The sequence below is a fragment of the Pseudomonas sp. ASL9 genome (assembly GCF_056680335.1).
On record NZ_CM155277.1, the window covers coordinates 6,036,699 to 6,058,631 of the forward strand.

20 protein-coding genes are annotated in these 21,933 nt (G+C 54.6%); 15 read left to right on the top strand and 5 right to left on the bottom strand.

Translation table 11 applies throughout. The annotated features are described in order from the left end of the window. Nucleotides 1-71: 71 nt before the first annotated feature. From AC1ME2_RS27740 to AC1ME2_RS27755, 4 genes are read right to left on the bottom strand one after another with little or no spacing between them, the layout of a single operon-like run. Nucleotides 72-473 (bottom strand): DoxX family protein, encoded by a 402-nt coding sequence (locus AC1ME2_RS27740; protein ID WP_480438454.1) that lies wholly within the window; start codon nt 471-473, stop codon nt 72-74. Between the two features lie 17 nt (nt 474-490). Continuing rightward, on the bottom strand, nt 491-1,162 hold the full coding sequence (locus AC1ME2_RS27745) for an alpha/beta hydrolase (protein ID WP_480442368.1): 672 nt from the start codon (nt 1,160-1,162) through the stop codon (nt 491-493). After that, nucleotides 1,155-2,000: a DODA-type extradiol aromatic ring-opening family dioxygenase gene (locus AC1ME2_RS27750; RefSeq protein WP_480438456.1), complete on the bottom strand. Its 846-nt coding sequence runs from the start codon at nt 1,998-2,000 to the stop codon at nt 1,155-1,157. The genes AC1ME2_RS27745 and AC1ME2_RS27750 overlap by 8 nt, the downstream gene beginning before the upstream one ends. 20 nt (nt 2,001-2,020) lie before the next feature. Continuing rightward, entirely contained in the window at nt 2,021-2,650 is a 630-nt protein-coding gene (locus AC1ME2_RS27755; protein ID WP_480438457.1) for an NADPH-dependent F420 reductase, read from the bottom strand. A 109-nt stretch (nt 2,651-2,759) separates the two neighbouring features. Between AC1ME2_RS27755 and AC1ME2_RS27760 the strand changes: the two genes are divergently transcribed. Together AC1ME2_RS27760 and AC1ME2_RS27765 are read left to right on the top strand one after the other, a co-directional pair. Further along, nucleotides 2,760-3,659: a LysR family transcriptional regulator gene (locus AC1ME2_RS27760; protein WP_480438458.1), complete on the top strand. Its 900-nt coding sequence runs from the start codon at nt 2,760-2,762 to the stop codon at nt 3,657-3,659. 210 nt (nt 3,660-3,869) lie between these two features. Then, the gene (locus tag AC1ME2_RS27765) at nt 3,870-4,250 is read left to right on the top strand and encodes a nuclear transport factor 2 family protein (RefSeq protein WP_480438461.1); all 381 of its coding nucleotides are present in this window, start codon (nt 3,870-3,872) and stop codon (nt 4,248-4,250) included. A 177-nt stretch (nt 4,251-4,427) separates the two neighbouring features. On the opposite strand, the gene AC1ME2_RS27770 is transcribed toward AC1ME2_RS27765, so the two are convergent. After that, nucleotides 4,428-5,351, bottom strand: coding sequence for a LysR family transcriptional regulator (locus AC1ME2_RS27770; RefSeq protein ID WP_480438463.1), 924 nt, complete (start codon nt 5,349-5,351; stop codon nt 4,428-4,430). Nucleotides 5,352-5,754: 403 nt separating this feature from the next. Between AC1ME2_RS27770 and AC1ME2_RS27775 the strand changes: the two genes are divergently transcribed. The 13 genes from AC1ME2_RS27775 to AC1ME2_RS27835 all read left to right on the top strand — a co-directional run bounded on the left by AC1ME2_RS27775 (nt 5,755) and on the right by AC1ME2_RS27835 (nt 21,804). Further along, nucleotides 5,755-7,413 carry a DUF1302 domain-containing protein gene (locus AC1ME2_RS27775; protein WP_480438467.1) on the top strand — a complete coding sequence of 553 codons (1,659 nt, stop codon included), beginning with the start codon at nt 5,755-5,757 and terminating at the stop codon, nt 7,411-7,413. 33 nt (nt 7,414-7,446) lie between these two features. Continuing rightward, on the top strand, nt 7,447-8,802 hold the full coding sequence (locus AC1ME2_RS27780; RefSeq protein WP_480438469.1) for a DUF1329 domain-containing protein: 1,356 nt from the start codon (nt 7,447-7,449) through the stop codon (nt 8,800-8,802). A 132-nt stretch (nt 8,803-8,934) separates the two neighbouring features. Next, complete coding sequence (locus AC1ME2_RS27785; RefSeq protein WP_480438471.1) at nt 8,935-10,050, top strand: WD40/YVTN/BNR-like repeat-containing protein; 1,116 nt, start codon at nt 8,935-8,937, stop codon at nt 10,048-10,050. Next, nucleotides 10,050-12,449: an efflux RND transporter permease subunit gene (locus AC1ME2_RS27790; protein WP_480438473.1), complete on the top strand. Its 2,400-nt coding sequence runs from the start codon at nt 10,050-10,052 to the stop codon at nt 12,447-12,449. The genes AC1ME2_RS27785 and AC1ME2_RS27790 overlap by 1 nt, the downstream gene beginning before the upstream one ends. Before the next feature lie 446 nt (nt 12,450-12,895). Continuing rightward, nucleotides 12,896-13,960: a methyl-accepting chemotaxis protein gene (locus tag AC1ME2_RS27795; RefSeq protein ID WP_480442370.1), complete on the top strand. Its 1,065-nt coding sequence runs from the start codon at nt 12,896-12,898 to the stop codon at nt 13,958-13,960. A 122-nt stretch (nt 13,961-14,082) separates the two neighbouring features. Next, nucleotides 14,083-15,780, top strand: coding sequence for a sigma 54-interacting transcriptional regulator (locus AC1ME2_RS27800; protein WP_480438474.1), 1,698 nt, complete (start codon nt 14,083-14,085; stop codon nt 15,778-15,780). 436 nt (nt 15,781-16,216) lie between these two features. Then, the gene (locus tag AC1ME2_RS27805) at nt 16,217-17,146 is read left to right on the top strand and encodes a catechol 2,3-dioxygenase (protein ID WP_480438476.1); all 930 of its coding nucleotides are present in this window, start codon (nt 16,217-16,219) and stop codon (nt 17,144-17,146) included. 10 nt (nt 17,147-17,156) lie between these two features. Continuing rightward, nucleotides 17,157-17,450 (top strand): phenol hydroxylase subunit, encoded by a 294-nt coding sequence (locus AC1ME2_RS27810; protein ID WP_480438477.1) that lies wholly within the window; start codon nt 17,157-17,159, stop codon nt 17,448-17,450. 47 nt (nt 17,451-17,497) lie between these two features. Beyond that, the gene (locus AC1ME2_RS27815; RefSeq protein WP_480438478.1) at nt 17,498-18,490 is read left to right on the top strand and encodes an aromatic/alkene monooxygenase hydroxylase subunit beta; all 993 of its coding nucleotides are present in this window, start codon (nt 17,498-17,500) and stop codon (nt 18,488-18,490) included. Between the two features lie 9 nt (nt 18,491-18,499). Next, nucleotides 18,500-18,769 carry an MmoB/DmpM family protein gene (locus AC1ME2_RS27820; RefSeq protein WP_322179320.1) on the top strand — a complete coding sequence of 90 codons (270 nt, stop codon included), beginning with the start codon at nt 18,500-18,502 and terminating at the stop codon, nt 18,767-18,769. Between the two features lie 15 nt (nt 18,770-18,784). Further along, nucleotides 18,785-20,305 (top strand): YHS domain-containing protein, encoded by a 1,521-nt coding sequence (locus AC1ME2_RS27825; protein ID WP_480438480.1) that lies wholly within the window; start codon nt 18,785-18,787, stop codon nt 20,303-20,305. Nucleotides 20,306-20,371: 66 nt separating this feature from the next. Next, nucleotides 20,372-20,728 (top strand): phenol hydroxylase subunit P4, encoded by a 357-nt coding sequence (locus tag AC1ME2_RS27830; protein ID WP_480438481.1) that lies wholly within the window; start codon nt 20,372-20,374, stop codon nt 20,726-20,728. A 14-nt stretch (nt 20,729-20,742) separates the two neighbouring features. Next, nucleotides 20,743-21,804: a 2Fe-2S iron-sulfur cluster-binding protein gene (locus AC1ME2_RS27835; RefSeq protein ID WP_480438482.1), complete on the top strand. Its 1,062-nt coding sequence runs from the start codon at nt 20,743-20,745 to the stop codon at nt 21,802-21,804. The last annotated feature ends 129 nt before the right edge of the window (nt 21,805-21,933 follow it).

Consider the following 21,933-nt stretch of genomic DNA (forward strand, 5'->3'; position numbering starts at 1 on the left):
AAACCAAGGCAAACACGCCGAAGCGTTAGACTATTACTCTAACGCTTCGGCGTATTCTTTGACGGCGGCGGTTACGCTTTGGAAGAGGACTTTGCAGCAAAAATACCATCACCCAGCAATGCCACAACCAGTGCAGTCACAGACAGGTAGATAGGATATTCCCAACCACCGTTGGCGCTGGTGAAGCTCCAACCATTGCCAAAGTGTACGGTGGCAGCGACGAACAGCTGAACAACGGCGATCGCGGCAACCCAGCGAGTATAGACACCCAATACCAGCATCAACCCGCCAATAACTTCGAATGCCATGACGGGGTAGGCCAGGAAGCCTGGGAAACCTATGGATTCGAAAAAGCCGGCGGTGCCCGCAGGCGTGAACACCAACACTTTGGTCAGGCCGTGAGCAATGAACATGATGCCTAAAGCCAGACGCATAACAAATGCGGCGTAGGGAGCAGTACGTGAATCAATCATGGTGAGTTTCCTTTTGCTCAGTTAGAAAGCGACAGCGTTTTGGTCAGCCAATGCGAGAAGTCGGCCAGTTCTTCAGCGACAATCTCATGAGCCATATTGTAGAAACGTGTTTCGTGTGCGACGCCAATTCGATCCAGCCAGGCGTCAGCCTCTTTTGCCCAATCGACCGGCAAGACGTTGTCCTGATGTCCATGAGCGATGAATGCAGAGACCGACCGGAGTCGATCCGGTGTCGCGATCTGGGGCGCAATTTCTCGGAGCATCCGCCCGCTCAGTATCGCGAAGCCTGCAACTTGCTCAGGTTCGGTCACCCCAAGGCTTGCACTCATGATGCCGCCCTGGCTAAAACCGGCGATCACCGTTGGCAGCTTGGGAAGCGCCTCAATGAAACGGTGCAAAGTTTTCCGGCTGGACTCCGCTTGCTCTTCATTGAACGATGGGCCGTTACTGGTGAAGTTGACCTGATACCAGGCAAAACCTTGTGGGCCGACCTGCAAAGGGCCTCTGAGCAATAGAATCTCCAGGTCTTCCGGCAGGGATCCGGCCAGATCCGTCAGGTTCGCTTCGTTCGAACCCACGCCATGCAACAGAAGCAAGCGAGCCTTAGGGTTCGAAGTGCTGCATGCTTTGCGGAAAAAGAGGCCCGATTCCGGCTCCCGGGCCGGTTGAGAAAAAGTAGTGTCACGCATCATGGTATGCAACGCCTTGGGTGGGTTGAACTGTCTCGAATCCATGGTTATTGGTCGAGGTAAAAAGGTAGCTATCCATTGCCAGTACCCCGTAGGTCACGCCGCCTTCCAAGACGCGTGTTTCATAACTTTCGCCGGCCGCGCCTAACGCGATGAGTAGCGGTAAAAAATGCTCATCGGTCGGGTGGGCGCGCTCTGCTGAAGGTGCGAATTGCTTGTAATCCAACAGCTGATCGGTATGACCCGCTTGAAGCGTTTGGGCCGTCCAGGCAGCAAACTGTTTCACGTAATCAGCGTCTTGGGTGGCAGTACCCCGAAACTCATACAGGTTATGGGTGAGGTTTCCCGATGCCACGATCAACACGTTCATGTCCCGTAGCGGCTTGAGTGTTTGACCCAATTTCCAAGCCTGGCGTGTATCGAGCGTTACGGGCATCGACACCTGAACCACCGGTATGTCAGCCTCGGGAGCTAGATACATAAGGGGTACCCAAGCGCCATGATCCAGACCACGATGGGGGTCGAGTCGAGATTTCCAGCCCGCCGTCTGCAGCAGATCTACGATATGTGCTGCCAGAGCTGGCGCTCCTGGTGCGGGGTAGTTCAGTTCATACAGTGCTTCGGGAAAGCCACCGAAGTCATGGATGGTTTTAGGGGCGGTGCTCGCTGTAACGCTGACTTCGCCACGTGTCATCCAGTGAGGGGAGAGGACGACGATGGCATCAGGTCGAGGCAGTTCGCGACCGAGCTCAGCCAGCCGTTTGCCAGCCAGGCCGGGCTCGATTGCGAACATTGGAGCACCATGAGACGCAAACAGCAGGGGGAACGAAGTGTTCATGGTGAATGCTCCGAATTGAATTACTTGTTAAGCCAGACGGGGGCGATGGAAGTGCCCAGGCCTGCGCCGTATCCGAGATAGATGTTCAGGCCTGCCAGTGGCTCGAGGTAACGGGCATTGATAAGCCCGCCAGCGTCCACCGTATTCCAGCCCATGCTCTGGGCAAGCGAGATAGCGGTCTGTTTGGCACGGTCATTGTCACCAGCGACAAAAACACTGCCAGTTTGGTTGTCAGCGAACGCAGGGCCATCGGCGAGTACTTGAGCGAACAAGGTATTGAACGCTTTAACCACGTGTGCTTGAGGCACCGCTTTGGCAATTTCTTCCGAGGCGCTGGTTACGTGACCGATCGTCAACGACATGTAGTCAGCGCTCAGCGGGTTGGTGATGTCGATGACGATTTTGCCCGTCAGATCACCCAGGCTTTGCAGTGCTGCAGCAGCATCACTGTAGGCAGTCGCAACGACAACGACGTCGCTGTCACCTAAGGCCTGCGCCGCGGGATAGGCGCGGACATTTTCAAACTGGTCAGCCAGGGCTTGGGCCTTACTGATGTCACGGCCGGTGATTCGAACGTTATGCCCGGCGCTGGACAGTTGTTTTGCGAACGCCGAACCCATGTTCCCGCTACCCATTACTGTGATTTTCATAGCGACCTCGTGTACGTTGACTTGCGTTTCGGTGGGCCTAGTTTATAGGTTGCGGATTTGAGATAAATCGGGCTGAATGCGATGAATAGTTCCACTGGGTGAGACAATAATGGATCGGGCATTGGAGATGCAGGTCTTCTGCATGGTCGTCGACAAGGGCAGCTTCGTAGGGGCCGCTGAGCCGCTGGAGCTGTCCAAGGCGGCAATTTCACGCTATGTGAGCGGGCTCGAAGAGCGCTTGGGCGCGCGGTTACTGCAGCGCACCACTCGCCGACTTTCGTTGACGGAGGAGGGGCGGCAGTTCTACCACCAGGCGCGGGAAGTGCTGGCGCTGATGGATCAGGCGGAGGAGGCTGTTTCGTCGGCAGCGCCGGAGCCCAGCGGGGTGCTCAGGGTGAACGTCCCGGTCAGTTTCGGTGTGTTACACCTGGCTCCAGTGTGGGCTGACTTTATGAAGGCCTACCCTAAAGTCGAATTGGACATCAGCTTGAATGACCGGCTGGTGGATCTTGTAGAAGAGGGGTTTGACGTAGCTGTTCGCATTGCGCGTATGGAGAACTCTTCTTTGGTGGGGCGACGTTTGGCCGGCACTCGGATGTGCCTGTGTGCCTCACCCGCCTATCTTGCGAGCCACCCACCCGTGCGCACGTTGTCTGATCTGACAGAGCATGGGGTGGTTGCCTATACAAACTTTGCAAGCGGGAATGAATGGCAATTTCAGGGGCCTGATGGCAGTGAAAGCGTGCGCACACGTTCGGTTGTTCGCTGCAATAATGGCGATACCTGTCGCAGCATTACCTTAGCGGGGGGAGGGATTTCTTTGCAGCCTAGCTTCATGGTGGCTGAGGATTTGCGCAGTGGAGACCTGGTAGAAATTCTTCCTGATTATCAGTCTGTCGAACTGGGGATCTATGTGGTGTATCCGTCACGCAAGCACCTGGCACCCAAGGTTCGCGTACTCATTAATTTTTTGGCGGAACGATTTGCCCGTCCTCAGTGGGAACATTAATGGGCGTATTTCGGAAAAAATCCCTGCTGATAAATGGGTGCACTGCATTCAGTCGGGTCAGAAAGTTTTTCGGTTTCAAGCTGGGGGCTGTTCCTTTTGCCTCCTCTGGTCGATCCTAATCCTGGCTGGCATGCTGAGTGGTAAAGGTAACGCAAGCTAGAACAAGCGCCATTGGCGCGGCCGTATTCAAACCTCGACGATATTTTTCCCATGAACCTAGACCGAAGCACCGAACACCTGATCCGCGCTCTCGAGGCGCAGCGCTACGAGGCTATTGCTGCCGGCGACTTCGACCGTTTCGCCGAATTAGCCCATCCCGACCTGATTTACACGCACTCCAACGGTCTTGTGGACAGCCTCGACAGCTATCTGAGCAAATGCCGGGAGGGGTACTACGTTTACCATTACATCGAGCATCCGATTGACGAGATCCGAATCCTAGGCGATGTCGCTTTGGTGCTGGGGGAGATGAATGCCAGTATCACCTCCGGCGGTACATTGAAAACTCTTCGCAATAAGTGCCTCGCAGTCTGGGCCAAGTCAAATGGGCAATGGAAGCTAAGCGCATACCAGCCCACGCCGATCAAGTAGTTCCATCTCATAAAGTTCTATCTAATAACCGAGAGCGCTTGCACTCGACGCTGTCTTACGTGAGTCCGATGCAATACGAGAAAAGCAGGCAGGTCATGCAGCTTCAGCAAAGCAACCCATGACACTGGTTATGGGGTACGTATTTCGGGGGCAAGATCAATTGCAGTGATGGCATGCTTATTTGGTTTCATCAGCCATTGCCCTGCCAATGGCTCTATTGCGAAAATCTCGAACTATGTCTAGGAATGAATTAAGGATCGGAGAACAGTCATCGGCCCTATAAATGCAGCTCAAATCGACTTGGGCGTTGTCGGGTGCCTCGCTCAGTGCGCGGTACACTACGCCAGGCAGAGCAAGGACTGAAGCCGACTCAGGAACCAGGCAGACGCCAAAGTTACTGGCCACCAAGGCCACTCCGGTCACGGTATCACCCACCTCCTGTGCAACCTGTGGGATGAACCCCGCTTTTTCGCACATGCTCATCACTTTATCGACAAAGTTTGGACGCGAACCCGTGGGAAACAAGATCAATTGATGATCGGCCAGCCGGTGAAACGGGACGATGGTTTCGCGTGCTAGAGGATGATTTTCGTTGACCGCCAGCAACAGTTTTTCCGTGATAACAAGCTCATTGGCAATATCGGGTGAAGGAGTGATGAATCTGTTGAAGCCCGCGTCAATTCGACGTTGACGCAAGGCTTCAATTTGTTCGTCCTTATTCATGTTGTGCAAAACAATTTTTACGTCTGGATGAGTGTTGCGGAATGTTAATAGCAACTTAGGGATGGTACCGAGAATTCCCGAGCCAAAGATTCCGATATCGAGCTTGCCCAATTTTCCCTGACCCGCTCTCTGCGTACGCTCGGTTGCCTGCTCGACCACTGAGCGAATATTGCGTGCCTCAGCGAGGAACAACTCCCCGGGCTGAGTCAGTTCCATGCCGCGTGGCGTGCGAATGAATAATTGTACGCCTAACTCATCTTCCAGTTGCTGGATCTGTCGAGTCAACGGAGGCTGGGAGATGTGTAGACGGGTGGACGCTCGGCGCATATTCAGCTCCTCCGCAACAGCAATGAAGTAGCGAATATGGCGTAGGTCCATGTGAGGCAAACCTTTCGGGTGATTGCTCAGTACGCGGGAGGCACTGAAGGGAGGCGCTCATGGTATTGGAGTCCCACGCATTCAACTAATAAATTTTTCCCCGATCGCATTGGCAGGTTGAGCGCGCTTGAAGAACCATCAAGCATGCTCCGTCAGTGTTGATCAGCCGATCCTCCTGATCCTGCGTTTTGCCGCAGCCCACTCCTGAGTTGGAGACCTTCCGTTGCGGGCAGGCACAGCGAGCATAGAGATACCTAATAGGTATCAGGTGGGCAGGTTTATGGTATTGGACGGTAACCCTCAAGAACAATAGTTTCGTGCACATCGTCTGTCGGTAAGCGCGAAGAAAATGTTCACGGCGTCAGCACGAAAATTATAAAAACAAAAAAATCGAGGAGACGATATGGGTAACAATACCTATCAACCAAATGCTTTCTTTAGTTATCGGTCGGCCTTGGCATTTGGCGTACTCGCTGGATTGTCGATGAGCAGTGCAACCTATGCATTTCAGATCGATTCCGGTAATCCTGACATCCAAATGTCATTGGATAACACCGTAAAATACAGCGCTGCATGGCGGGTTCACGGTGCTGACTCCAAGGTCGCTAATAATTCAACCGGTGTTCAGGCCAACACCAACGATGGTGATCTCAACTTTGACCGTGGGCTGATTTCCGACCGCCTTGATCTGCTGTCTGAGTTCGATCTGCGATTCAAGCGTAACTTCGGTCTGCGTCTCAGCGGTGCCGCTTGGTATGACGATGTCTATAACCAATCCAACGACAACCCAGGCGCGCTCAATGGGGCGCTGGTGAATTCCCGCTCTGCCAACTACGACCATTTCACTCACGCTACCCAGACACTGGAGGGGCGTGACGCGGAGATGTTGGACTCGTTCGTTTACGGTAGTTTTACCCCATCGGATATGCAACTCAACGTTAAAGCGGGTCGTTTTACCCAGCTCTACGGCGAAAGCCTGTTCTTCGGTAGCAACGGTATCGCGGCGGCGCAAACGTCGCTCGACTTGATTAAGGCGCTGTCAGTTCCCAACTCTCAGTTCAAGGAAATTCTCAGGCCGATCGATCAGCTCTCTGGACAATTGCAGATTAATTCAAACGTCTCTGTTGGCGCCTACTACCAGTTGGAGTGGCGCAAGACTCGTTTGCCAGCCGCGGGTAGTTATTTCAGCTTTGCCGACTTCATTGATGCTGGCGGCGAGTCGCTGATCCTGGGGCCGGGGGTCTCGTTCTCCCGGGGTCGTGATATTGATGCCAAAAACTCGGGGCAGGGCGGCGTCCAACTAAAGTTTAGTGCTGGCGATGTCGAATACGGTATTTACGCGGCGCAGTTCCACGACAAGATGCCTCAGTTTTATGTTCACCCCGATACCGGCTCTTACGAGGAGGTCTTCGGCGAGAATATCCGTACGATAGGCGCTAGCTTTAGTACCTTGATCGGTGAAGCCAACGTTGCTGGAGAGGTTTCTTTCCGTGGCAACATGCCGTTGGTAGCCTCCGGGAATACAGTGATCGTGCCCTCTAGCGTGGGCGCAAATGGCGACAGTAAAGCGGCCTACCCTGTGGGTCGCACTCTGCATGCCAACTTGTCAGCGATTGATGTTCTGGCCGCTACGCCGTTTTGGGATGGCGCATCCGTTATCGGTGAACTTGCCTTTAACCGACTCTTGAGCGTCACTGAAAATCGAGATCAGTTGGACCCTTCGGCAACGCGTGACGCGAGTGCGCTGCAATTCATCTTTACCCCCGAGTATTTTCAGGTTGCCCCAGGGCTGGATCTGCAGGCCCCGATCGGTGTGAGCTATGGGATTTCTGGCCGTTCTGCAGTCAACGGCGTGCTAATGCCCTCAGAGCATGGTGGCAACGTCACCGTTGGGTTGAAAGGTGATTACATGAAAACCTGGCAGACCAGCCTCAACTACACGCATTACTACGGACCTGCCGGTTCAGTTATCAAGTACGACACTGCCGTTCCCGAACTCTCCTACAAAAACTTCGAAGGCGACCGCGATTTCATTTCGTTGTCGGTTCAACGCACCTTTTAAGTTTGAATTTCTTCCCGCCTGAGGGGCATCACAATGTATAAGAAAACCGTTTTATGGGCGGCTTTGGTTGCCAGTTTTATAACCACGCAGATGGCACACGCTGCCGTGAGCGCAGACGAAGCAGCGCAGCTTAAAAGCAGCCTGACACCGCTCGGCGGAGAGATGTCGGCAAATAAGGATGGCAGTATCCCGGCCTGGAACGGGGTCAAAGGATTGTCTGCTTCCAGTGAGAAAGTCGGTGATATTCCCGTCAAGTTGTTTGCGGATGAGAAACCACTGATCAAAGTGACGGCGCAGAACATGGGGCCGTATGCGGATAAGTTGTCCGAAGGGACTCAGGCATTGCTGAAAAAGTACCCTGATACTTTTCGCCTGGATGTTTACCCCACTCATCGTACGGCGGCAGCGCCGCAGTATGTCTATGACAACACAATGAAAAATGCCACCCAGTGCAAGGTTCAAGACAATGGCATGTCCTTGCAGGGTTGCTATGGCGGCGTGCCATTCCCAATTCCAAAATCCGGTGTTGAAGCTATTTGGAACCACCTGTTGCGGGTCGAAAGTGAAGCCACTGAAGTCTCCAACTTCAAAAACATCATTTTGACTTCTGATGGCTCGCGAGCCATGGCGACGATGAACGATCAATCCAACCAATACCCGTACTACTACAAGGATGGTTCGGCAGACAAGTGGAGCGGTGAGTACTTCCTGCAGCGTTTCAGCACCATTGCACCGCCCTTCAAGGCAGGGGAATCTCTGGTGTTTCGTGACAGCATTAACGTCAGTCAGGCACGTCAGGCATGGCAATACCTGGTTGGCCAGCGTCGTGTGCGCCGAGCACCGACAGTGGCGTATGACACGCCTGACTTCGTGGCGTCAGGTGCGAACTACTTCGATGAAGTCATGGGCTTGATGGGGCATGTCGACCGCTATGACTGGAAGTTGGTGGGTAAGCGGGAGATGTACGTACCTTACAACACCAATGAAGTGGTCACCGCTTCGCTGGATCAGGCCTATGGCAAGCACCATTTGAATCCTGACAAGGTGCGCTGGGAACTGCACCGCGTGTGGGAAGTGGAGGCGACAGTTGCTGCTGGCAAGCGCCATGCGGTGCCCAAGCGTCGTTACTACCTCGACGAAGACTCCTGGATGGTACTGCTGATGGATGGCTATGACAGTGAAGGCAAGCTGTGGCGTACCACTCAGGTGACGCCGTTCGTGTTGCCATCAGTGCCGATGCTGGAACTCAAGCCCGCGCATGTATTTAACTTGCAGGCCAATACCATGAGTTCATCGCAATCACTTAATGAGGCCACTTTCCATGTGGTCGGACGCAAGCCCGAGACCTACTTCACCGGCGACTCGGTAGGTGCCGAAGGCGTACGTTAAATCACGCGTTTGCAGTGTCGCTACTGAGCCCCTTGGCACAGTGGCGACAGTCTCTTCTCATCATTTTTTTGCCTTATCGATGCAGTGCTTAACGCTGTTATCCGGGCAGAGGGATGTATTCGAGTACGTCAGATGCACATGTTAAATGCACTCAAAAGGTGGACGGCCTTTGCCGTCGCCGCACTTTGTCTTTCCTGCCTGGCCAGCCTTTGCGTTGCAGCAGGCCAATCGGTCGTGCCCGATGTGCTCGACCTTCCTGCACAACAAAACACACGGGCCCAACAGGGTTTGTTACTGGCCGTGGCCCAGGCAGGCCAGCGCCTGGTCGCTGTCGGCGAGCGCGGCAGCGTTCTGCTTTCCGACGACGATGGGCATTCATGGCGTCAAGCCCGGAGTGTTCCGGTAAGCGTGCTACTGACCGATGTTGACTTCCCAACGCCAACCCAAGGTTGGGCGGTGGGGCACAGCGGTGTGGTCTTGCACAGCACCGATGCAGGCGAAACCTGGCAGCGTCAGCTTGACGGCCAAAAAGTCGCGCAGGTGATTCTCGACGATGCCCGACAGCGTGCCGATGCTGGCCAAGAGGGCGCCGCCGCAGAGGTGCGTAGTGCCGGGTTCCTGGTCAGCGATGGTCCGGACAAGCCTTTTTTGAGCGTACGGTTTAGTGATGAGCGGCATGGCTATGTGGTGGGTGCTTACGGCATAGCACTCACCACTGCAGACGGTGGCCAGAGCTGGCAGTCGCTGGTTGGACGAATCCCTAACCCACGTGGCAAGCACCTCTATCAGGTGCAGATCAATAATCAACAATTGCTGATCGCCGGTGAACAAGGCGTCTTATTTCGCTCAATAGATGGTGGCAACCATTTCAGTGAGATCTCCACACCCTACAAAGGCACCTTCTTCGGTGTACTGAATCTCGAGGGCGATACGCTGCTGGCCTACGGTCTACGCGGCAATGCCTGGCGCAGTCCGGATCACGGGGTCAACTGGCAGCGGGTGGCGCCAGAACAATCGGTGACACTTACCGCCGCAAGACGTCTGCACGACGGTTCTTTGCTGCTCGCTGACGAAAGTGGACGACTGTTACGCAGTACTGACGACGGCCGCAGTTTTGTGGCGCTCAAAACCCAAACGCAAGCAGGGCTCAGCAGTGTCGTCGAGTCGGCGGAGGGTGCTCTGATCATTTTCGGCGCGCGCGGGCTGTCCCGGATTGAGCCGGACACATTAGTTTCGGGAGTTCAATAATGAATCATGCGCAGCTTATTCCCTCGGAAGCTGTGATAAGCGACCTGCAGGCGTTCGATAAACAATCAGGAACACTCTGTGAACGGTTGCTGTTCAACAACCGCATAGTGATCGTTGCACTGTGTTTGTTTATCACGCTGTTGCTGGGTTATCAGGCGCGTGGGCTTTCGCTCAATGCCGCATTCGAGAAGATGATCCCTACCGGTCATCCTTATATTGTCAACTTCCTGGAAAACCGAAAGCAGCTGTCTGGCATGGGCAACACGCTACGCATCGCGGTGGAAGCCAAAGACGGTAATATCTTCAATGCCGAGTATCTGGAAACGGTACGCAAGCTTAGTGATGAAGTCTTCCTGCTGCCGGGTGTCGATCGCCCTTACATGAAGTCGCTGTGGGCGCCAGCTATACGCTGGACAGGCGTGACCGAAGAAGGTTTGGACGGCGGGCCGGTTATTCCCGATGACTACGATGGTTCTGCGCCAAGCCTTGAGCAGGTCCGAATAAACGTCGAGCGCTCGGGTGAGGTTGGCCAGTTGGTAGCGGCGAACTATAAGTCGAGCATTGTGCTGGTTCCTCTCCAGGAAAAAGTCTCTGAAACTGGCGAGCGGATTGACTATCACGCACTCTCCCTGCGTGTTGAGCAATTGCGCACCAAGTATGAGTCGGACAAAATTGCAATCCACATTACCGGCTTCGCCAAGGTAGTGGGTGACCTGATTGATGGTCTAAGACAGGTCCTGGTGTTCTTTGCCGCAGCCATCGTCATCTGCACCGCGGTACTTTTTTGGTACACCCGCTGCCTGCGTAGCACCTTGTTGGTGGTGTTCTGTTCGATGGTCGCGGTGGTATGGCTACTGGGGCTTTTACCTACGCTTGGTTACGAGCTTGATCCTTACTCGATCCTGGTGCCTTTTCTGGTGTTCGCTATTGGCATGAGCCACGGTGCGCAGAAGATGAACGGCATCATGCAGGACGTCGGGCGTGGGACGCACCGATGGGTGGCTGCGCGCTATACCTTTCGACGCTTGTTCCTCGCGGGCATGACCGCGTTGCTGGCCGATGCAGTCGGTTTCGCTGTGTTAATGGTGATTGATATCCAGGTCATACGGGATCTGGCTATCACGGCGAGTATCGGTGTCGCTGTGCTGATTTTTACCAACCTGGTGCTGCTGCCAATCCTGCTTTCTTACACGGGAGTCAGCTCTGCGGCAGCGAAGCGCAGCCTCAAGGCAGAGCTGTCGGAAAACAACGATACACATCACAGAAAGCACCCGTTCTGGGCATTCCTAGACCTGTTTACGCGACGCTTCTGGGCGACCGTGGCCGTGGCCGTGGGCCTGGCTTTAGGCATCGTCGGTCTGGTGGTGAGCGCCCATCTGAAAATTGGCGATACCGATCCTGGCGCACCGGAGCTGCGTGCGGATTCGCGTTACAACCGTGATAACGCCTTTATGGTGGACAACTATGCGGCGAGCAGTGATGTGTTCATCATCATGGTCAAGACACCGCAATACGCGTGTGCTCACTACAGCACGCTGATGGCTGTCGATGCGCTGTCGCATGAATTGCAGAAACTGCCTGGGGTTGAGGCCATCAGTTCGCTGGCAGGCATCGCCAAGGTGGCTAACGCAGGGATGAACGAAGGCAGTCTCAAATGGTTCGAAGTGCCACGTTCGCAAGACATGCTCAACGCCATCATTACTCGCGCACCGCGTGAGATGTTCAACCAAAACTGCGACTTGCTCACGGTGTATGCCTACCTCAAGGACCATAAAGCCGATACGTTGACCAGCGTGGTCGGCGTGGTGGAAGGCTTCGCGGCTAAATACAACAGCGATGACATCCGCTTTCTCAATGCTGCGGGCAACGCCGGCATAGAGGCCGCCACCAACATAGTGGTGAAAAAGGCCAACGTTCAAATGCTGTTCCTGGTCTACGCGGCGGTTATCGTGCTGGCGTTCATTACCTTTCGCTCATGGCGTGCGGTTGTCTGTGCGGTGGTGCCGCTGATGATTACTTCAGTACTGTGTGAAGCGTTGATGGTGTGGCTGAACATCGGCGTCAAGGTTGCTACGCTGCCGGTGATCGCCCTCGGTGTGGGTATAGGAGTGGACTACGCGCTGTACGTGATGACCGTGACTCTGGCGCGGATGAAGGAGGGTATGTCGCTCTCTGAGGCTTACTACAAGGCGTTGATCTTTACCGGCAAAGTGGTGGTGTTAACCGGTATCACCTTGGGGATTGCGGTAGCTACCTGGGTCTGGTCGCCGATCAAGTTCCAGGCTGATATGGGTATTTTGCTGGCGTTCATGTTTGTCTGGAACATGCTCGGAGCGCTGATCTTGTTACCAGCGCTCGCCCACTTTCTGTTGAAGCCCAAGCAGGGCGTTGCGATCTGACCGGCGAGAAGGGTGCATTGACTATGAGCACTATATGGAGCGGTCATGGCCGTGATCTGATCAATACGATTTTTCTGGCAACTGGCGCGATGCTTGGAGGGTTTGATGTAGGCGGACTGCATTGGCTTTGGGCCATTTCGACGGCGCTGGTTGCGTGGGTGCTGCTAAGTGGCAGTTCGCGGCGTGAACGAGCGATCGGGGCTGCGCTTAACAACACCCTTGTGATGCTAGCGGATCCTCAGCCCGCACCGACAAGCATGCAGGATTCAATGGCGCGCTTGCTGGTGGTATTACAAGGCAAGGTCGAGTCGGTTCAGCGCATGAATGTACTGGCCTCGGAACTGACGATTTCGGCAGGCACATTGGTCTCGGGTTTCACGGAGGCCATTGGCACTGCGGATCGGCAGTCGGAGCTGGCGGTGAACTCAATGGTCGAAGTCCAAGGTATGGCTGAGCGCGCTCGGGCCACGTCGGGCGAAGCCATTGCACTGGCCTCGGCCACTACCGATGCTCGTAATCAGGTGTCTGGTGGTGGCGAGCAGGTGCAGCAGGTGGCTGCCGCGATGGTCGATCTGGCCAATGTGGTGGCAGGAGTGGGTGAGGAATTTGATGGTGTTCGTCATCAAATTGCACGCATCAGCGAGATCGTTGCCATTATCAGGAGCATCGCAGGGCAAACTAATTTGTTGGCACTCAATGCCGCTATTGAGGCTGCCCGAGCGGGTGAACAAGGCCGGGGTTTCAGTGTGGTCGCTGATGAAGTCCGTAAGCTGGCGGAGAGCACAGGCGACGCGACACTGGGTGTTGGAGAAATTATCGCTCTGATCGGCGACGGTATTGACCGCCTTGAACAGCGCCTGGCTCAGGCTCGCCAGGAAGCCACCGAGGGTGTGAAACAAGCTGACGATGCTTGCGGTGTGTTGAGGGGTATCGCCGGCACTGCGCAAAATACCGTTAGCTCGGTGCAGGAGATTGCCCAGCGTGCCAGTGTCGAAGTGCAGAAGACCGGGCAATTGCTGGAAGATTCCGGGGGTGTGGCCCGCTTGGCCAGCGAGCTGGATAACCGGGTCAACGACTGCAATGCGGGTTTACGCCAATTGATGTTGGGCCTGGTGGATCTGAAGGTATTGGCGAACAAAATAGATGTCAGTCGTAATGCGCTGGCATCCATGATCGATGCAATCGAAGAAGTTCGTGCTCACAACATAATGGTTTTGAATGCCCGCGCGACCTCGCAGATGCTGCCGCATATAGAGCGGATACGCTCTCTGGACACAGAAATCGATCACCTGCTGGGGCGTGCGCAATTGGATGGCGGGGCAGGGGGTGAAGCACGTAAAGCTCATTTTTCCCGTTTGCGGGATGCTTTGGACAGCTATCGTGTGCTTCGTGACGAACTGCTCAATGCGGCCCAAGGCGGGAAGCTGAAACAGATACGTGAGCGCACGACTCCTTTGATCAGAAGCGCCTACCTAAAAGTCAAAGAAGCGTGTGTCACGTTATCCGCATAAACTAAGACCCATGCAGCGAACGTTTTAGATCGCACGCACAATAATAAACGCAATCGATTTTGGTGAGTTTTACCGTCCTCAAGATCGAAAGGCTCGTGCTTCGTTACGCTTTAGGAATGTTCATGATCGAGCAACCCCTTGCCGAACGCTTCAATTTGCGTTCACGGCTGCGCTTTAATATCGAGAGCGGGCAGATCTGGCTCGACGAAAACCGCATGCTGCTGCTTCACGCCAAGGCCTTCGGGGCCTTGCGCCAAGAGTTGTTTGAGTCGCTTGGGGCCAAGCGCGCCAAAGGACTTTTGTTTCGCATGGGTTTTGCAGCTGGCCAGCATGATGCTGACCTCGCGCAAAAGCTCTATGGCGCGGGTGACGACTTTGATGTTTTCAAGCTCGGCCCTGAGCTGCACGCGTTTGAAGGGCTGGTTCGGTCAACAATTACCGAAGCTAAAATAGACTGGGAAAAAGGGACATTTTTTGGCGAAGTGAAATGTGAAAACTCATGGGAAGCTGAATCGCATTTGCAATTATTCGGCGCTGGCGATGAGGTCGCTTGCTGGCATCTGTCGGGCTATGCGTCGGGTTATACCTCTCGATTCTTCAAGCGTTTCATCGTTTTTCGTGAAACCAAATGCGTGTGTTGTGGTGACGTTAACTGCGTGCTGGTTGGCAAACCGGTGGAAGACTGGGGAGATGAGGCTTTCCTCGAACACTGTCTGGAGGCAAAGGATAAGGAAACCTCTTTTGAACAGTTGCAAGAGGAGCTGTGGCAAGTGCGTGGTCGTCAGCGCGAACAGCGCCCACCCGGCAAGCTGGTGGGCAGCTCCCCAGCGTTTAGTGCCGCTTTCAGTTTGCTCAGCAAGGCAGCCAGCAGTCCTATAACGGTTTTACTCTTGGGTGAAACCGGGGTCGGCAAAGAAGTATTTGCCCAGTGGCTGCACGAAAACAGTGAGCGTGCAGATAAACCGTTTGTGGCCATTAACTGTGCAGCGATTCCTAACGACCTGATCGAATCAGAGCTTTTTGGTGTGCAGAAAGGGGCCTATACCGGCGCACAGAACTCACGTCCAGGCAAGTTCGAACGAGCCGATGGTGGCACGCTATTCCTTGATGAACTGGGGGAGCTTTCTCCTTCGGCCCAAGTGAAGCTCTTGCGGGTACTGCAAACCGGGGAAGTCGAGCGACTGGGTGATGATAAGCCCCGCAAGGTCAGTGTGCGGCTGGTTGCCGCCACCAACGTCAATTTGCAACAGGCCATCGTTGATGGTCGTTTTCGCGCCGACCTCTACTATCGCCTGGCGACCTATCCATTAGAGATTCCTCCCCTGCGCAAGCGCAAATCGGATATTCCGGTGTTGGTCTCGGTGCTTATCGAAAAATACTCACCGCTCTATCACAAGACTATTAACGGTATCAGCGATCTGGCGATGCAAGAGCTGATGGCCTATAACTGGCCGGGCAATGTCCGTGAGCTTGAAAACCTGGTTGAGCGTTCTGTTTTGCTTGCACCCTCGGGGGGGCAAATTGATGTAGAGCATCTGTTCCCTGGTATGGCCCCGGTGACGGCGCTCGGTGCTGTCATTGACAGGCAGGGGAAGGTGGGCAATGCGGATGAAGCCAAGAAAGATAAGCTTTGCGAAAGTTTACTTGATGAGGGCTTCGATCTTCAGGCACATGAAGCTCGACTTTTGAAACTCGCTGTTTTGCGAGCCAATGGCAACCTCACCCACGCGGCACGTCTACTCGGCATAACCCGTCGTCAGTTAGCGTATCGGGTGAAACAGGTGTTGGGTGATATCGAGCAGTCTCCGAATAGCGCCTGACAAAAACGTACACCTATCAATCCATAGGCGTTCTTTAATTCAGGTATTTCTTTGACATGACCGCGAAGGCGGTGGGAATACCTGTTTATTGAGAAGTTTTATGCCAAACACGTCGCTCGACGTGTTTTTTTTGCCCATTTAGCAGTCACTCCAGGCTCATTTGCCGAGGGGCGGACATTGTTTGGCTTGGAGCATCGCGTTTTGCTGATGTGCAGCCTTACGTTTTTGTAAGGCGCGAGTGGCGAATGGACAGAAACGTCATCCAGAGAAGGGTGCATACTTTCTGTTTATTTTAAAAAACCATAATTAAATCAAGTTGTTATCATTGTTGGCATCCTCTATGCAAAGTTAGATTGAGACTGTAAGTCCGGCTTGTCGCTAGCCCGAAAGGGCACACGTAGAGCCCATCTCATCTAGCCAATAATGGAGACAACAAATGGCGATGACAGGTGTATTGCGTCCAGGGCATGCCCAGGTACGCGTGTTGAACCTTGAAGAAGGCATTCACTTTTACCGCAACGTATTGGGCCTGGTGGAAACCGGGCGTGATGATCAGGGGCGCGTATATTTCAAATGCTGGGACGAGCGCGATCACAACTGCTACGTGATTCGTGAGGCGGACACCGCTGGCATCGATTTCTTTGGTTTCAAGGTGTTGGACAAAGCCACTCTGGAAAAGCTTGATGCTGATCTGCAAGCCTATGGCTTGGTCACTACCCGCATCCCGGCAGGTGAAATGCTGGAAACCGGCGAGCGCGTGCGCTTTGAATTGCCATCCGGTCATCTGATTGAGTTGTACGCGGAAAAAACTCGCATCGGTAATGGTATTCCCGAAGTCAACCCGGCCCCGTGGAATGCTCAGCGCGAGCATGGCATTGCTCCTGTCCAACTGGACCATTGCTTGCTGTATGGCCCAAACATCGCCGAGGTGAAAAAAATCTTCACCGACGTCCTGGGCTTCTTTCTGGTTGAGCGAGTACTCAGTCCCGACGGTAACAGTGACATGGGCATCTGGTTGTCCTGCTCGCACAAAGTCCATGACATCGCCTTCGTCGAGTATCCGGAGAAGGGCAAGCTGCACCACTGCTCGTTCCTCCTCGAGTCGTGGGAGCAGGTGTTGCGTGCTGGCGACATTATGTCGATGAACGAAGTGAACGTGGATATTGGCCCTACCCGTCATGGCGTAACCCGAGGCTGCACCATCTATGCCTGGGACCCCTCCGGCAATCGTTTTGAAACCTTCATGGGTGGCTACCACCCTTATCCGGATTACGAGCCGCTGTCCTGGACCTACGACAACTTCGCCCAGGGCCTCGACTACCCGCAGCGCAAACTGCACGAAACCTTTTTGACTGTAGTGACCTGAGGGCACGTCCATGACTTCGCCCGATGAGTCACTGGAAATGCAGCCGGCCGACCTGGATACGAAAAAGCGTTTTGTGCGGGTCACCGGCAGTCGCGGAAGCCGCTTTGTCGAGTTCGACTTTGCCATCGGCGAACCCGGGTTGTTCGTTGAAATGATCCTGACTCATGAAGCCTTCGCCGAGTTCTGTGCCACCAACAAGGTTGCGTTGATGCCCGCGCCGACCGAAGCCACAGACGAGGAAGATGCTTCGGCTGGATGGGGTTGGCGACTCGCTGACGCCACACAGGTTCGTTTCAAAAACTAATCGAATTGGGCGTTTCACCTTAGGTGAAACGCTTGTGGGAGATACACATGCATATAGATCTTCGCACGGTCAGTATTCAGCCATTGCGGCAGACGTTTGATCACTTGGCCCGTCGTTTTGGCGACAAGCCCTCGTCGCGATATCAGGAAGGCAGCTACGACATCCAGCCCGAGGAAAACTTGCACTACCTGCCGACCTGGGACCCGGAGCAGGCGCTTTACGACGCCAGCATCACCAAGATCGTTATGCGCGACTGGTACGCACTGAAAGACCCGCGTCAGTTCTACTACAGCACCTACACCTTGGCGCGCGCGCGCCAGCAAGAAAACACCGAAGCGAACTTCAACTTCGTCGAAACCCGCGGCCTGGCCGACATGCTTTCGGATGATCTGCGCAGCTCTGCGCTCAATCTGCTGGTGCCGCTGCGCCACGCTGCCTGGGGCGCCAATCTCAACAACACCTTTATCTGCGGCTACGGCTACAGCACGGTGTTCACCCAGCCGTGTATGTACCACGCGATGGATAACCTGGGTTCGGCTCAATACTTGTCGCGTATTGGCCTGCTGCTTGGTGGCACGGAAGCCCTTGAAGAGGGCAAGGCCGCCTGGATGGAGGGAGAAGCCTGGCAAGCGCTACGTCGTTATACCGAGGATTGCATGGCGGTACGTGATCCGTTCGAGCTGTTTGTTGCGCAAAACGTGGCCCTGGATGGCTTGCTCTATCCGCTGGTGTATGGGCGCATCGTGGATGACCGGTTCGCGGCCAATGGCGGCTCGGCAGTGGCCATGCTGACTCAATTCATGAGCGACTGGTTTGATGAAACCCGTAAATGGGTCGACGCGGTCATGAAGGTAGCGGCCGCTGAATCCGAGCAAAACCGCGAGCAGTTACAGGTCTGGACAACCGTTTGGCGTGATCGCGCTGCCGCAGCCTTGCTGCCGGTGATTGGGCAGGTCTTTACGGACCAGGCCGATGAGGTCATGGCTGAACAATTGGCAGCCTTCAAGGTTCGCTTGGACAAAACCGGTGTCGTGGCTTGAGAGGCTTTTATGTCAACTGTATTTATTGCATTGCAAACCAATGAAGAGACTCGCCCCATTATTGAGGCGATAGAAATAGATAACCCCGAGGCCGTGGTCAATCGTGAACCGGCAATGGTCAAGATCAATGCGCCTGGTCGCCTGGTCATTCGCCGAGAAACCATTGAAGAACAGATGGGCCGCAGCTTTGATATGCAAGAGCTGAATATCAACCTGATCACGCTCTCCGGCAACGTCGTTGAAGACGAAGACTCCTTGACCCTGACCTGGGGCAACTAAGCGAGAATATTTAGCATGGACATGAAAGCAAATAATAAAAAAATGAATGCGAAAGAAAAGTACCGCTTGTTGACGCGCGACCTGGCATGGGAGCCGTCTTATCGCACCGAGGAAGAACTTTTTCCCTACATTGCTTATGAAGGGCTGAAGATCCATGACTGGAACAAGTGGGAAGATCCGTTCCGCTTGACCATGGATGCGTACTGGAAGTATCAGGCGGAAAAAGAGCGCAAGTTTTACGCGATTATTGACGCCCATGCGCAGAATAACGGCCATCTGAATATTACCGATGCACGCTATCTGTCGGCCTTGAAAATATTTCTGCAGGCCATCAGTCCGGGTGAGTACGCCGCGCATAAAGGATTTGCCCGTGTGGGCCGTGAGTTTCGCGGTGTGGGGACGCAAGTGGCCTGTCAGATGCAGGCAATTGATGAGATTCGCCACGCCCAGACGCAAATCCATGCACTGTCCAATTACAACAAGTTCTACAACGGCTTCCATGCGTTTGCTGATCAGCGTGACCGCATCTGGTACACCTCCGTGGCGCGTTCGTTCTTTGACGACGCGATGTCTGCCGGTCCGTTCGAGTTCATGATTGCCATCGGCTTCTCGTTCGAATACGTGCTGACCAACTTGCTGTTCGTGCCGTTCATGTCCGGCGCAGCCTACAACGGTGACATGGCCACGGTGACCTTCGGCTTCTCGGCCCAGTCGGATGAAGCACGGCACATGACCTTGGGGCTTGAATGCATCAAGTTCATGCTCGAGCAGGATCCGGACAACCTGCCCATCGTTCAGGGCTGGATCGACAAGTGGTTCTGGCGTGGTTTCCGGGTTCTCGGTCTGGTCAGCACCATGATGGATTACATGCTGCCCAAGCGAGTTATGTCGTGGCGCGAGGCATGGGATATTTACGGTGCCGAGAACGGCGGTGCGCTGTTCAAGGATCTGGCGCGCTACGGTATTCGTCCACCGAAGAGCTGGGATGACGCCGAAGCAGGCATCGACCACATGTCGCACCAGTTCATGCTGGGTCTTTACCAGTGGAGCTTTGGTACTTCCTTCCATGCATGGATCCCCTCGGATGAGGACCTGCAATGGTTATCTGCCAAGTACCCCACCACGTTCGACAAGTATTACCGGCCACGCTGGGAACACATCAAGAAGCTGGCGGCCGCAGGTACGCCGTTCAAGAACTATGGCCTGGCTAAACTGTGCCAGTGCTGCCAGTTGCCGACGGTATTTACCGAGCCAAATGATCCGACGCTTACTTGCCATCGTGAAGTTGAATACAAAGGCGATAAGTACCACTTCTGCTCTGATCATTGCCTCGAAATCTTCAATAATGAGCCGGAGAAATATATCCAGGCCTGGCTGCCCATGCCTGCACTCTTCCAAGCGCCGCTCAATGGTGATCTGGCTGCCTGGATGGATTGGGTTTCGCTGAAAGATGGTCAGGACAATGGTGATTTTGCCGACTCCCAGGACCGCCACAACTTCGAACTGTGGCGTGGTCTGGCAACGTCTAACCAGTAAGCCTCTAAAGGGGGGTGGTCGTTAGTTGAAGCGACCACCTCTCAACACAATAATAAGGAGAACAAAATGCCTGTAGTAGCCCTTAAAAAATACGTAGGCGTTGCCCGTGATCGCGTTGAGAATTTCAACGGAAAACAGCTGATTTACGTCAGTTGGGATCACCATCTGCTTTTTGCTGCCCCGTTCCTGCTTTGTCTGCCGCCGCAGACTACCTTCGCCGAGTTGATTCAGGTCGTCCTCGAGCCGCTGCTGCAAGCGGATCCGGACACCGCAACGATCAACTGGCGCGCTGTCCAGTGGCTCAAGGGCAACCGTCCTTGGGTGCCCGACTTCGATCTCAGCCTGGCCGAAAATGCTATTGGCCACAAAGATCAGCTGCGTTTCAGTACGCCGGGCCTCAACACTATTTGCGCAGTTAGCTGAAAAGGGGACAGGCTATGAGTTACGAGCTGACGATTGAACCACTGGGTCAGACCATCGAGATCGAAGAAGGTCAGACCATTCTCGATGCGGCTCTGCGGGCCGGCATTTACCTGCCTCACGCCTGCTGCCACGGCCTGTGTGCGACCTGCAAAATTCAGGTGGTGGATGGCGAAATTGAACACGGCGAGGCCTCCAGCTTTGCCCTGATGGATTTTGAGCGCGAAGAGAAGAAATGCCTGGCCTGCTGCGCTACCGCTGAGAGCGACTTGGTGATTGAGGCGGAAATCGATGAAGACCCGGATGCCGAGAATCTGCCAGTACGCGACTTCGTCGGCACGGTCAGCCGCATCGAGACCCTCACGCCCACCATCAAGGGCGTATGGATCAAGCTCGACGATCCGGCTGGAATGCACTTCCAGGCCGGCCAATACATCAATCTGCAGTTGCCTGACGGTATTGGCAACCGGGCATTTTCGATTGCCAGTGCGCCTACGGAGGGCGGCGAGATCGAGCTGAATATTCGTATCGTGCCAGGCGGTCGTGGTACGGGTTATGTGCATGAGCAGGTGAAGGTCGGCGAGCGCATGAGCATTACCGGCCCCTACGGTCGCTTCTTTGTGAAGAAGTCGGCGCATATGCCGGTGATCTTCATGGGCGGCGGTTCCGGGCTTTCCAGCCCGCGCTCAATGATTCTGGATTTGCTGGCGGAAGGCTTTGAGCTGCCGATCACCCTCATCTATGGCCAACGCCATCGTGGCGAGCTGTATTACCACGACGATTTCCTCGCCATGGCTCAGCAATACGCGAACTTCAACTACGTGCCCGCGCTCTCCCATGAGCCGGAGGACTCTGGCTGGGAAGGCTTCCGTGGCTTCGTCCATGACGCCGCCAAGGCACACTTCAAGAATGACTTCAGGGGGCACAAGGCTTACCTGTGCGGTCCGCCTCTAATGATTGACTCCTGCATCAGCACGCTGATGCAGGGCCGCCTGTTTGAGCGCGACATCTATACCGAGAAGTTTATATCGGCGGCAGATGCTCAGCAGGTCCGCAGTCCCTTGTTCAAGGCTATCTGATCGCGCCGACAAGCTCCCGCTATAGGTGAGTTAAGGGAGCTTGTGTGGGCTGATTTTGTTACCTCAGTGTCAATACCCTGTAGGTATCAGAGTTGGCAAAATAAAGTATTAGCCGGTATTGCCTGGCTT